This window comes from Virgibacillus salarius (genome assembly GCF_039521925.1).
In the GTDB taxonomy this organism is placed as follows: Bacteria; Bacillota; Bacilli; order Bacillales; family Amphibacillaceae; genus Virgibacillus; species Virgibacillus salarius.
In genome coordinates this window covers 1-13,533 of the sequence record NZ_BAAACY010000110.1, presented here as the reverse complement: position 1 = coordinate 13,533, position 13,533 = coordinate 1, and the positions used below count along the sequence as shown (strand labels likewise).

General features: G+C 36.1%; 13 protein-coding genes and 1 riboswitch. All 13 genes read left to right on the top strand.

The genetic code is table 11. The annotated features are described in order from the left end of the window. Positions 1 to 21: 21 nt before the first annotated feature. The 13 genes from ABDZ84_RS14290 (at position 22) to ABDZ84_RS14230 (ending at position 13,230) form a co-directional block, all read left to right on the top strand. Positions 22 to 402: a 5-carboxymethyl-2-hydroxymuconate Delta-isomerase gene (locus ABDZ84_RS14290; protein WP_026681709.1), complete on the top strand. Its 381-nt coding sequence runs from the start codon at positions 22 to 24 to the stop codon at positions 400 to 402. 169 nt (positions 403 to 571) lie between these two features. Next, positions 572 to 1,249 (top strand): GntR family transcriptional regulator, encoded by a 678-nt coding sequence (locus tag ABDZ84_RS14285; protein ID WP_026681710.1) that lies wholly within the window; start codon positions 572 to 574, stop codon positions 1,247 to 1,249. A gap of 484 nt (positions 1,250 to 1,733) precedes the next feature. Beyond that, the gene (locus tag ABDZ84_RS14280; protein WP_246484698.1) at positions 1,734 to 2,768 is read left to right on the top strand and encodes a TRAP transporter substrate-binding protein; all 1,035 of its coding nucleotides are present in this window, start codon (positions 1,734 to 1,736) and stop codon (positions 2,766 to 2,768) included. A gap of 15 nt (positions 2,769 to 2,783) precedes the next feature. Beyond that, positions 2,784 to 3,272 (top strand): TRAP transporter small permease, encoded by a 489-nt coding sequence (locus ABDZ84_RS14275; RefSeq protein ID WP_026681712.1) that lies wholly within the window; start codon positions 2,784 to 2,786, stop codon positions 3,270 to 3,272. Further along, the gene (locus ABDZ84_RS14270; protein WP_026681713.1) at positions 3,262 to 4,566 is read left to right on the top strand and encodes a TRAP transporter large permease; all 1,305 of its coding nucleotides are present in this window, start codon (positions 3,262 to 3,264) and stop codon (positions 4,564 to 4,566) included. The genes ABDZ84_RS14275 and ABDZ84_RS14270 overlap by 11 nt, the downstream gene beginning before the upstream one ends. Positions 4,567 to 4,830: 264 nt before the next feature. Beyond that, positions 4,831 to 4,877: riboswitch (PreQ1 riboswitch) on the top strand. An 86-nt stretch (positions 4,878 to 4,963) separates the two neighbouring features. Beyond that, a complete protein-coding gene (gene queC / locus ABDZ84_RS14265) occupies positions 4,964 to 5,629 on the top strand; it encodes a 7-cyano-7-deazaguanine synthase QueC (protein WP_026681714.1) in 666 nt (221 codons plus the stop codon). Next, positions 5,626 to 6,075, top strand: coding sequence for a 6-carboxytetrahydropterin synthase QueD (gene queD / locus ABDZ84_RS14260; RefSeq protein ID WP_026681715.1), 450 nt, complete (start codon positions 5,626 to 5,628; stop codon positions 6,073 to 6,075). Before queC ends, queD begins: the two co-directional genes overlap by 4 nt. Continuing rightward, positions 6,056 to 6,778 (top strand): 7-carboxy-7-deazaguanine synthase QueE, encoded by a 723-nt coding sequence (queE, locus tag ABDZ84_RS14255; RefSeq protein WP_026681716.1) that lies wholly within the window; start codon positions 6,056 to 6,058, stop codon positions 6,776 to 6,778. Before queD ends, queE begins: the two co-directional genes overlap by 20 nt. Positions 6,779 to 7,053: 275 nt before the next feature. After that, complete coding sequence (locus tag ABDZ84_RS14250; protein ID WP_026681717.1) at positions 7,054 to 7,248, top strand: hypothetical protein; 195 nt, start codon at positions 7,054 to 7,056, stop codon at positions 7,246 to 7,248. 8 nt (positions 7,249 to 7,256) lie between these two features. Further along, positions 7,257 to 8,429, top strand: coding sequence for a rod shape-determining protein RodA (rodA, locus tag ABDZ84_RS14245; protein WP_026681718.1), 1,173 nt, complete (start codon positions 7,257 to 7,259; stop codon positions 8,427 to 8,429). Next, a complete protein-coding gene (ftsW, locus tag ABDZ84_RS14240; RefSeq protein WP_026681719.1) occupies positions 8,430 to 9,545 on the top strand; it encodes a putative lipid II flippase FtsW in 1,116 nt (371 codons plus the stop codon). Positions 9,546 to 9,677: 132 nt separating this feature from the next. Next, the gene (locus ABDZ84_RS14235; protein ID WP_026681720.1) at positions 9,678 to 10,856 is read left to right on the top strand and encodes a hydroxymethylglutaryl-CoA synthase; all 1,179 of its coding nucleotides are present in this window, start codon (positions 9,678 to 9,680) and stop codon (positions 10,854 to 10,856) included. A 682-nt stretch (positions 10,857 to 11,538) separates the two neighbouring features. After that, on the top strand, positions 11,539 to 13,230 hold the full coding sequence (locus ABDZ84_RS14230) for a peptide ABC transporter substrate-binding protein (RefSeq protein ID WP_026681721.1): 1,692 nt from the start codon (positions 11,539 to 11,541) through the stop codon (positions 13,228 to 13,230). Positions 13,231 to 13,533 lie beyond the last annotated feature (303 nt).

Below are 13,533 nucleotides of genomic sequence, written 5' to 3'. Positions count from 1 at the left end.
ATGGCGAAAGGAGAAGAGCTTGTGCCACATGTAATCATTGAATACACAGATAATTTAAAAGCGGCGAGTATCCCAAAATTATTGAAAACAATAAATACCACACTACTTAACCATCAAGATATCATTCCGATTGGTGGACTTCGTTCCAGAGCTATTGAATTGAGTGATTATCTTGTCGCTGATGGTACTCAAGATGACGCTTTTGTACATGCTACGTTAAAAATAGGAAAAGGACGAACGGAAGAAGAAAAAAAGCGATTAGGTGATGATTTGTTTCGTGCCATCGAACAGCATTTTTCTACGATCTATAAAGATCGTTATCTTGCATTATCTATGGAAATCTATGAATTTATCTCTCCTACGTATAAATTAAATAATATTCATCAGCGCTATAAAAAATAGTATTGGAGAAAGTTCAAAATAGTTACTAGCACAAAGCGATCAAATATTTATGCCAAATAGCTGGGAAAGGCCTGCCACCAATTGATGTTATCCTAAAGGGTAACCTGTTGAAGAGGAGGTATGTAACCATTTTGACATCATATATAATATAGTATATGATTAATCCACTATGGAAAATAAAACAATTACTAAAAAACAAAAAGCTTATGATTATATGAAATCAAGAATTATTGAAGGGTACTATGCACCTGGTCAACGCATTGTCATTAATCAATTAGTAAAAGAACTATCTACAAGTGCAATTCCAATACGAGAAGCTGTACGGCAATTAGAAGCAGAGGGATTAATTGATTATCAGAACAATATTGGACCGGTAGTTACGCCAATTGATAAAAACGAGTATTTAGATACGATTTCCGTATTAGCAGTTATGGAAGGATATGCGACTGCATTGAGTAACCAACAGGGCTTCTCAGAAGAGAAAATAACGGAGTTATCAACGAAAAATCAACAAATGAAAGAGGCTATTGAAGCATTTGATTTTCAGGCTTTCGGAAGATTAAATCGGCAGTTTCATGATTTAATCTATACCCATTGTGAAAATAGATTTTTGGTTGAGGAAATTCGCAAATCTTGGAGAAAGTTAGACTCAATACGGAGAACAGGTTCTGCATTTCATCCTAAACGTGCTTTTGCTTCTATTCAAGAGCATCAACAACTCATAGATTTACTTCGTAGAAAAGCTGATTTTGAAACGGTTGAAAAGGTAGCTCGTATGCATAAATTAAATACAAAGGAAGCATTTAAACATCAACGTAACCAAATCCATGGAGATGCCTTTATATAATATGCAAGGTGTTATTGGATCGATTTTTTTGCTGGTAATTATACACGATGGCAATGCTTATGGGAACAGATAAGGTGGAGTATGTACTTGTTCACAAGATGAAAACCGTGCTTGTAAAAAAGGCTCATATTCCTGTTATGTAAGTAGGGAGCTGACGAATACAGACAGCTCCTTTTACATAGTCTAGGAAATTAAAAAATTAGCCCATGTCGATAAATATGGGCGTGTCAAGCCGGGTCCAGGTTCAGCGCTCAGAAACGAGGTGACTTCATGAATTGCTCTACAATAAGTCATCATCGGTTCGTAAGCACACCGTGATTCCTTATCTCCGTTGCCTCGCCAGTCGTTACGTTTCTAATCGAAAGAGAAAAAATTCTGATAATTCACAATTGACATTATATATGATCTTATATATAGTTTTGTATACCAAATGGAAGCGTTATCAAAAGGATGATGGCTGAATTTATTCCTTGGAGGGAAAATGATGTTTGATAAGCTTGGATATTTTATTGGGATTATTGTATTGCTTTTACTAACAGCTTGTTCTGAAGGAATAGCTTCCACTGGATCACAACATAATTTAATTATTTCTCATTTTTTACCCGGGAGTCATCCGGTTCAGACTCAGGTGTTACAAGGTATAGGTAATGAAATAGAAAAAAAGACAGATGGAGACATAACCTATGAATTATATCCCTCCAATGCATTGGGAGTGGCAGGATCACAATATGATATGGCTGTTACGGGAGAAGCAGATATTGCATTAAGCGTTCATGGATATTCTCCTGGGAGGTTTCCATTGATGTCTGTTATGGAACTACCTTTTTTGGCGGAAACAGCTGTCCATGGTTCGGAAATAATAGCAAATCTCTATGAAGAATTTCCAAGTATTCAGGAGGAGCATGCTGATACGATACCATTATTTTTATTTACCGCAGAACCTGCTCAGTTAATTACGAAAAATCACCGTATTGAATCACCTGAAGATGTAAAAGGTTTACGTGTTCGATCTCCATCTCCGTTAGCTAATGATATTTTGGAAGCATTAGGAGCTGTACCTGTATCTATGCCAATGGGAGATGTTTATGAGTCACTAGAGCGAGGTGTTATCGATGGAGCGATGGTTCCTTTGGAAGCGCTTTATAATTATCGTCTACATGAAATAGCGGCTTATATCACAATTGGCAACTTCTCTGCAACTCCTTTCTTTTCGGTAATGAATAAGGAAGCATATTATCGTTTTACAGATTCGGAAAAACAGGTCATAAATGAAGCTACAGGAATAGAAGCGTCTATAGAAAGTGGAAGTGTTTTTGATGTAGACGGTCAGACAGGAAGGAAATTAGCAAAAGAAAATGGAGCAGAGGTAATTGATTTAACAGAGGAGCAATTAATTCCATGGAGAAAGGCATTGGACCCAATTGTTCAAGCATGGATAAATGACATGGAAAATAGGGGCTATCCCGGTCAACATATTTATGATCGAGCATTTCAATTAAAAGCGGAGCTAAAGAAGTAGAAAGAAGGTGATTAGATGGACAGCATAATGAAGCAATTAAGTAGAGTCATTCATTATATTGCTCAAGTCATTCTATTATTGATGGCGATCTTGATTACATTAGATGTACTCAGTAGATGGATTCTTAAAGCTCCTATCACGGGTACGGTCGACTTTACGGAGCTAGGTCTATCACTTGTCATCTTCTTAAGCCTAGCTTACACACATGTCAGAGAGGGACATATTACAATTGACTTTGTAATTGAGCGATTCTCAACTCGTATACAGTGGATATTTGAATCTGTCATTAATTTGTTAATCACGGGTTTAATGCTACTTGTAGCATGGAGTACCTGTGAATATGCAATTCGTCTCTTTTACGCTCATACGGTAACAGGTGATTTACGTATTCCACTTTTTCCGATCGCCATGTTAGCAGTTATAGGGACAATGTTATTCGCGCTAACCGCATTTCTGCATGCTATTCATTATTTGCAAAAGGTGGTTCATTCAAATGAGTCCTGAAATAATCGGTTTTATTAGTATTATTGCATTGATTGTCTTGTTATTACTAAAGGTTCCCGTAGGTATTTCTCTTTTATTTGTAGGCTTGACAGGTACAACATTAATAAGAGGTTGGGATGTGGCATTTGCTCAGCTCGGTAGGACTCCATTTGACACGGCGAGTTCCTATTCGTTAAGTGTTATTCCATTATTTATTTTGATGGGCATGATTCTTTCATACACGGGATTGGGAAAGGATTTATACAAAGCTGTAGACAGTTGGGTTGGTCATCTTCGGGGAGGATTAGCAATGGCCACCATTGGTACTGCAGCCATTTTTTCTTCCATTTCTGGTTCACTTAATGCGACAACTGCAACCGTTTCTAAAATTTCACTTCCTGAAATGGAAAAATTTAAATATCAACCGAGTCTATCGACAGCTTGTGTAGCAGCAGGTGGTACACTTGGAATATTAATTCCGCCAAGTGTGATCTTAATTTTATATGGAATTCAAACAAGGGAAGCAATTGGGGCATTATTAATAGCAGGTATTATTCCTGGTGTCATTCAGGTCATTATCTTTATGATTATTATTGCAATTCTTGTTCGGCGTAATTCAACATTAGCACCTGCGAGATCTGAACAAGCAACAATTCGTGAGAAATTACTTACATTAAAAAATGTTTGGCCATTTTTAGGCTTATTCTTAATTAGTATTGGTGGAATCTACTTAGGTGTTTTTACACCAACCGAAGCTGCGGGTGTAGGAGCAATGGGTGCAATTATTTTCGCTTTTTTATCTAGAAGACTTGACTGGAATAAACTAAAGCAATCATTTAATGAATCGTTACGGTTAACTGCCTATATCTTTTTAATACTTATCGGAGCTACATTATTTAGTCAGTTTCTCACAATTAGCAGACTACCTGTGAAGCTTACTTCCTTTGTGAGTGGGTTAGAACTTAACGCATATGTAATTCTGATCTTAATATTAATTGTATTATTTATATTAGGATGTTTTATCGAAGGCTTATCCTTAATCGTTTTAACGCTTCCAATTATTTATCCGATTATTATGGAACTTGGATTTGATGGTGTCTGGTTTGGAATTATTATGGTGATGGCAATCAATATAGGATCATTAACACCCCCGTTAGGAATTAGTATCTTTGTTATTAAAGGAGTCGCGACTAATATTCCAGTACAGACAATTTTCCGAGGAGCTGTGCCTATGATCATTGGGATGATCATTTGCATCGTATTGTTAATCGTATTTCCGCAAATAGTAACGATATTACCTAGCTTAATGAAATAAAATATATTAAAGATCTTCTAAAATGCAAAAGTATTGCTATACATATATCCCTTCGTTGAAAATAACCGATCATTGCTTACGGAAAATTAAAAGCTCTAAATTCTTCAGAAGTGGGCATTGCTTTATAGCCGAACTTCTGTGACTTATACAAATAGTAATGAACCTATTCAAGCTACATTTATAGTGAAAGAAAGAAGTATCTTTCATAATTAGTTTATGAATGGTAAACTAGAGCTGCAACTTAATTAAGAAATCTGTAAAAATACAGGAGAGGTTCGCAATTCCATCCCTCTATAAAAAACTAAGGAGACCAAAACAACACCCTTCTTAGTGTTGTTTTTTTGATGGGAAATGCTAGTTAACGAACACTCTTCTTTGTCGAGGAGGAGAAGCGTCGATGAACGACCAAAAAGCGATAGTTGTATTCAGTGGAGGCCAGGACAGTACTACTTGTTTGTTTTGGGCGCTGAGAAAGTTTGAACATGTAGAAGCAGTAACATTTCAATATGGTCAGCGCCATATCGAAGAATTACAAGTTGCGAGAAATATTTGTGAACACTTGGAAGTTACACATCATCTGTTGGATATGAGTTTGTTAAATCAGTTAGCACCAAATGCGTTAACTCGAAAAGATATCGAGATAACAGAAAATGAGGGAGAGCTACCATCTACCTTTGTCCCTGGAAGAAACCTTATGTTTTTATCGTTCGCAGCAATTTTAGCTAAGCAAATAGATGCCAAACATTTAGTAACTGGTGTCTGTGAAACGGATTTTAGTGGTTACCCAGATTGTCGGGATATTTTTATTAAATCACTGAATGTAACAATAAATTTAGCAATGGATGAACAATTTGTTTTGCATACACCGCTTATGTGGTTGGATAAAGCAGGGGTGTGGGAGTTAAGTGACCAGCTAGCGGCTTTTTCATTTGTGAAAAATAATACGTTGACCTGCTATAACGGAATCAAAGGCAGTGGATGTGGGGAATGTCCGGCATGTAAATTAAGAAAAAATGGGTTAGAAAAATATGAAACTAATCGGAAGAGGGAGCAAGCAAAATGATACAACAAATCTATCCTGTTCCACATCATAACTATTCCTATGAAATTAACAAAGACTTTCATTTTGCAGCAGCACATTATATTCCACATCAAGACACTGGGAGATGTCAGTCCATGCACGGACATACATATTTTACAAATATTACGATTGTTGGTGAAACGCTTAACCACACAGGATTTTTAGTTGATTTTAAAGAAATAAAGGATTTGATTCATAAACGCTTTGATCACGGTGTTATGAATGAAGATATTGCTTTTTCAAATGTGTGTCCTAATACCTTTCCAACAACAGAAATTGTTGCTCGGACGATTTATGAATTAGTACAGGAATATTTAGATGGTTTTTCGCATTCTCCGCGTTGTATCCAAGTGTATTTACGGGAAACGCCTTCTAGTTATTGTGTTTATCGTCCAAAGGAGAATATAGATGAAAATACCAGTAATTGAAATATTTGGACCGACCATTCAAGGGGAAGGAATGGTTATTGGAAGAAAGACCATGTTTATACGAACTGCTGGTTGCGATTATTCCTGTTCATGGTGTGATTCAACATTTACATGGGACGGATCAGAGAAACATCTCATTAAAATGATGGAAGCAGAGGAAATAATGCAAACCTTATATCAAAAGGGTGGAGATCAATTCGGCCATGTAACGATTTCAGGTGGCAACCCAGCGTTACTTAGCCAATTGAGTCGCTTGATTGATTTACTCCATCACGAACAAATAAAAGTTGCTATTGAGACACAGGGAAGTAGATGGCAATCGTGGTTTACTAAAATTGATGATCTAACGTTATCACCAAAGCCTCCTAGCTCAGGGATGAAAACCAATTATCAAACGTTAGATTTTATAATTGATTCGTTACAACATCGACAAAAAGGAGAATATAGCTTAAAAATTGTGATATTTGATGAGGGTGACTTAACATACGCTGAACAGATTCATAAAAGGTATCCTCAGGCTAAATTATTTCTTCAAGTAGGAAATGATGAAATTGGTATGGAAAGTTCAGATAAATTGATGGAGCACTTACTTCAGAAATACGAAGCGCTTATTGAACGTGTAATGACAAACAACATCTTAAAAGATGTGCGGGTGCTCCCTCAATTACATACCTTTCTCTGGGGGAATAAACGCGGTGTATAAGAACACGATGGAGATGAGATATATCTTATCCTAAAGTCTTCACTTTTAAAGAAAAATGATAGGGAAAAATTATAAATATGTAAAATATTTTTACAACCAAAAAGCCGAACTAGATTCAAATGAGAGCGGGTAAAACGTTTCGAATCTAGTTCGGCTTTCTCTTTGGCTAAATTCTTATCTCAAATTCTATATTGATGACTTATTGTCATTTTTTGTTGACATTATGTCATCATGAAGATAAGCTAAATGAAGATACGCTTGGGAGGAATAAATTCATGGCAGCGGACAATTGCAATTTTCGGCATGGTCATTATTTTCATGATCAATTTCTATCAGTTAGCCCATTTAGTAAAGTGTCAACAATGGATAAGGTTACTATGTTAACTATTTTGAATGGGAAGCGACAGGGAGCATCAATCATTTACTGGTGTTTAGGAGAATACATAAACTCTATTATCTATGAAAGGTAACTAAATTCATGAAGGACACTACGTTTAGCCGTATACGTTTTTTAATTATTATCTTAATCTGTTTATTTTTATTTAGTCTGGTGGCTGTGTATAGTGGGTCTGGTCAGTATGCAGTGGCAGATGAGTTTTACTTTGTAAAACGACAATTGTTTTGGTATATAGTTGGATTTCTTATGTTGATCATGGTTGCTTGGTTTGACTATGAATTACTAGAAAAATGGGCTTTTCCAATGTACCTTATTGGGGTTTTGATGTTAGTCTATGTCCAATTGTTCGGTACAGTAAAAAATGGTTCTCAGCGATGGATAGATTTGGGGATCTTTCAGTTACAACCCTCTGAGTTTATGAAACTATTTTTAATTCTTTATATTGCTGTTCTTTTAAAGAAGGCTGGTAGTAAACGTCTATCATTCATTGCTAGTATTCCAGTTGTATTAAAGGTTTCCATCGCAACGGTAATACCATTATTTTTCGTATTAATGCAACCAGATTTAGGTTCGGGCTTAATGATCGTAGCCTCTACATTGACGTTTTTATTTGTCTCCCATATTTCTACAGCTATGCTTTTATTGTTAACCGTTAGCTTAATTGCTTTAATTATTCTACTAATAACCTTATACTATTTGAATTTTGAGTTGTTTTCTCGTTTTTTTCAAGATCATCAATTATCTAGAATTTATGGTTGGTTGAATCCGAATGAATTTGCATCCGATTATGGTTATCAATTAAAGCAGGCTATCCTAGGTATTGGTTCTGGGCAATTAACAGGAAACGGGTTTAACCAGGGTGTGCAAGTCCAAAATGGGCAAATTCCAGAAGCGCACACTGATTTTATCTTTACGGTTATCGGTGAGGAATTTGGATTTATAGGTGCAAGTATATTGCTATTATTGTATTTTCTACTAATTTACCAAATTATGAGGACTTCATTTCATTCAGGTAGCTTGTTTGGTGTTTATCTTTGTATTGGTATTAGTGGGTTAATGGCATTTCAAATTTTCCAAAATATTGCTATGACAGTTGGTTTGATGCCAATAACGGGTATTGCACTTCCTTTTCTCAGCTATGGTGGTAGTGCTTTATTAACTAATTTAATTGCATTAGGAATAATAGCTAGTATCCGAATCAGATCTAATCGTCGCTATGTATTTGGAAAAAATGTATTGACACAAGGTGATTAAATGAAAGAAAAAATACAGCAAATGGATTATCTCTTATTAATAACTGTTCTTTTGTTATCGGCATTTGGTTTAGTAATGGTATATAGTGCTAGTTATCCGATTGGGTATGAAGTTTATCATAATAGTACTCATTTTTTTGTTAGACAGTTTCTTTGGGTGTTAATTGGTTTCTTATTCTTGATAGTCACCGTACTTATACCACTGCATCGGATAAATAGAATGGTTCCATTGCTAGTTATATCATCTATATTTTTTTTAGTTCTTGTATTAATTCCTAGTATTGGAATAGAAAGGAATTATGCACAAAGATGGATTTCAATAGGTAGATTTGTCTTTCAACCAACAGAAGCTATCAAAGTTTCAATGGTTATATATTTTGCCTATATATATGCGAGAAAACAATCGTATATTCACAAGTTTGGCAAAGGTGTTCTTCCACCTCTTCTGCTATTAGCAACTGTATTTATGCTTATCTTATTACAGCCAGATCTTGGAACAGCCTCTCTAATTCTATTTTCCTGTGGAATTATTGTATTCTGTTCTAGAGTTAGATTTATACATTTAGTCGCGCTAGGTACTATTGCGATCTTAGGTGTAAGTTATTTTGCATACACATCACCGTATCGGTTGCAACGCTTAACATCTTTTCAACAGCCATTTGAAACCGCTGCTACTGATGGGTATCAACTCATAAACTCCTATATCGCAATAGCAGCAGGAGGAATAACTGGTAATGGACTAGGGAATAGTGTTCAAAAATTAGGTTATCTACCTGAAGCTCACACGGATTTTATTATGGCAATTATAGTGGAAGAGCTCGGCATAGTAGGTTTAATTATAGTGCTAGCGGCTTATTTAATGATTTTCTATAGAGGCATTCATATAGCTTTTCAACAGAGACATATGTTTCCCAAATTATTAGCTCTGGGCTTGACATTTCAAATAATTATTCAAGCTATATTAAATCTTGGAGCAGTTTCTGGAATGTTACCAGTTACAGGGATTACGCTTCCTTTTATTAGTTATGGGGGTTCTTCTTTGCTGTTTATGCTAATTTCTGTTGGAATATTAATTAATATATCTACATTAAAATACGAAACCGTTAATACACGATGATTGTTTTTGTAGTTAGATTATATTATCATTTATGGTGTTGGTAATAATAAAGGAAACGATTGTGAAGAGAATCACTAATGTAACGAATACGATGGTTATAAAAATGACATTAGTTAGTAAAGGAGTAGAACATTGAAGATAGGTATAGACAAAATTGGGTTTTACACACCACATTTATATGTAGATATGAATAAATTAGCTGTGGCTAGAGACGTGGAGCCAGAAAAATTTACGATTGGAATTGGTCAGGAAAAGATGGCTGTTGCTCCAATTACACAAGATTCAGTGACAATGGCTGCTAATGCAGCTTGGAATATACTAGATGATAAAGATAAGGAAAACATCGATTTTATTATATTCGGTACAGAATCTGGAATTGATAATTCAAAAGCAGCAGGTGTGTATATTCACGAATTACTCGGATTAAACCAACATGCACGAACAATTGAGGTAAAGCAAGCCTGTTACGGAGCTACTGCTGGAATACAGTTAGCAAAAGGTCATATCGCCTTAAATCCAGATAGTAAGGTGTTAGTGTTGGCATCTGATATTGCTAGATATGGATTGAATACTGGTGGTGAGGCTACCCAGGGTGCAGGTGCAGTTGCAATAGTGGTTAGTGCTGATCCGGCGATTCTTGCGTTAGAGGACAAAAGCGCATATTTAACATCTGAAGTAATGGACTTTTGGCGCCCAGTATATTCGGATACAGCTATGGTAGATGGAAAGCTTTCTAATGAAAAATATATTTCTTTCTTCGAAGAAGTATGGGAAGATTATAAGAAAAAATCATTATTGACGTTAGCTGACTTTGCAGCCATTTGCTTCCATTTACCATATACAAAGATGGGTTTAAAAGCATTACGTACGATATATGAGGAAGGAACAACAGAAGATAAAGAACGTCTTTTAGAAAACCTGGAATACAGTAAGCTGTATAATAAGCATGTTGGTAATATTTATACCGGTTCTTTGTATTTAAGTTTCCTTTCACTGCTTGAGCAGAATAAAGGCTTAGAAGCAGGTTCGAGAATCGGATTGTTTAGTTATGGATCAGGAGCTGTTGGTGAATTCTTTACAGGGATAATACAGCCGAATTTTCGTGAACATTTACTAATAGATCAACATGATCATCTACTATCATCAAGAAAAGAGCTATCTGTTGAAGCATACGAAGAAGTTTTTAACAATACGTTACCGACAGATGGTTCTAGTTTAGAATTAGACATCACTGCCGACCCTGCCAATATCACTTTAGCTGGTATAAACAAGCATATTCGTCATTACGTAAACAAAACGAATCACAAGTGAATATAATGATAAATCGGATTACTATAAGAAATCAGAAGCTTGTAGAGAAACTTTTTTGTTTCTTTGCAAGCTTTTTTATAGTCTAGGAAATGATGAAATTGTCCCATCTGGATAAATAGGGGCGTGCTGAGTCGCGCCCAGCTCCAGCACCCAGAAACGAGGTGACTTCACGAATCGTCCTACGAAAAGTCATGATCGCCCCGCAAGCACACCGTGATTCCTTCATCTCCGTTGACTGACTCCAGTCGCAACGTTTCTTTTGGGCGCTTGCACTTTTGTTCTGTATGTCTCTGTTTGTTCGACTCCCACTTCGCTTTTACACAAGTGACAATAGAGAAACCTGTTCAGTTATTTTGGTAGCAATTCTATTTTTCTTTCCCAATTAAAAAATTGGTCGAGAACGAAGTAAGTGGTCATTTTCATATGCTACGAGCTCTTCTAATTCCACATCATGTTACGTCTTTTTTTCGTTACTCTTGGTGAAAATTCTCAAACATTATTATAAGTTGTTTAGAAATTCTACCAGCTGAATGTAATTTTGTGTTTTGATAGTTTATTATTAATTATCATAAATAAATTAATTTTCTAAAAAATACTTTACAACTTTCTTAAGTTAAAGGTATAATTCTTAGTAAGTTTTACTAGCTTCTGCATCACTAGAAAAATAAAAGGGGGCTTTATTATGAGGCTAAGAAGCTGGATATTATTCCTCGTATTTGGTCTATTAATCAGCGTAATTGTTGCCTGCTCCGGTGAGAGTGAGGACGCATCGACATCTGAAGAGGAAACAGATGAGGCAACAGCAGATACGAATGAAGAAAAAGAAGGAGAAAAGGTATTAAATTTTATTAACCCCGAAGCAATCCCGTCAATGGACCCTTCACTTGCAACTGATGAATCATCTTTTATATATTTAGCAGCCACGACGGAGGGGCTTTATCGATTAGATGAGAATGCGCAACCCGTAGAAGGGATCGCAACTGACCATGAAGTAAGTGACGATGGACTTACCTGGACGTTTACTTTACGAGAGGATGCAGTTTGGGAAAATGGAGACCCTGTTACTGCCCATGATTTTGTTTATTCATGGCAGCGGGCTGTTAATCCAGAAACCGGATCAGAATATGGTCCATATATGATGAATGGTGTCATAAAAAATGCAACTGCAATTAGTTCTGGAGACAAGCCTATTGAAGAGTTGGGTGTTAAAGCTGATGGAGATTATACACTAGTAGTAGAACTAGAGAATCCTACAGCATACTTTGAATCTTTAACAACATTCGGTACCTTTTTGCCATTAAACCAGAAGTTTGTTGAAGAGCAAGGTGATAATTTTGCTACTAGTTCCGATACACTTCTAGCTAATGGACCATATAAAATAACGAATTGGAAAAGTACTAGTAGTTCTTGGGAGCTTGAAAAAAATGAAGATTATTGGGATGCCGATACTGTGAAAATGGATAATATTAACTTTGAAGTGGTAAAAGATCCTCAAACGTCTGTTGATTTATATGAATCAGGAAAGATTGATCGTGTTGATTTAACTTCAGATTTAGTTGATCAATATAGTACAAATGATGATTATGTCATTACTCCTGATACATTCGTTTACTTCATTAAATTTAATCAAACGACAACGGATGTTACTGCAAATGTAAATATTCGAAAGGCAATCAGTAAAGCATTCAACAAACAAGCGCTTGTTGACGAAATTTTAAATAATGGATCCATTGTTGCTAATGGTCTGGTTCCAGCTGATTTCACGCCAATGCCTGAAACTGGTGAAGACTTCAGAAAAGTTAATGGAGACCTTGTGACGTATGATATTGAAGAAGCGAAGAAATTATGGGAAAAAGGTTTAGAAGAGATTGGTAAAGATTCTGTTGAACTTGAACTGTTAACAGACGATGATGAAACAACAAAGTTAATGGTTGAGTATATTGCTAATCAGCTTTCTACAAACTTACCAGGTCTTAACGTTACGTTAAAGCAAGTACCTAAAGAGCAGCGGCTTGATCTGGATACAAGCATGAATTATGAAATTCAAGTTTCTAGATGGGGTCCAGATTTCCTTGATCCATTCACGTATATGAATCTTTGGACAACAGATAGTGGCAATAATATGATGGGGTATTCTAATGAAGAATACGATAACTTAGTGAATGCAACTACTTCCTCCTTAGCTACAGATAATGTAGCTCGTTATGAGAACTTTTTAGAGGCTGAGAAAATCCTTTTTGAGGACGCAGCTATTGCGCCGATTTATCAGGCTTCGAGAGCACAGCTTGTTTCTCCGAAAGTAAAAGGTGTTTTTGTGAATCCGTTTGGAGCAACATATGAATACAAATGGGCTGATGTAGGATCCGCTGAATAATTTAATGTACATGTATTAGGAGAGTCTGGGACAAAACACAACTTTTTTACTCAAAATACGAATAATCATGTTATCAATATCAGTATCATCGCCGCACCGTGAAAATATACGCTCTTTCCGCGGGCACGGCTTCAGCTAACTTGGTAAAGAAAAACACGTTACCACGTGGATCTTCGGACTCGTGCTGTTCCCGCCGGAGTCTCGCTTATTTCAGGTGCTAAATGAATGACTTTAATCAAAAAACGAACGATAAGGTGGTTACCCCCAAAAGTTAGAGTTTATACTATGCAGCTGATTGGCTGG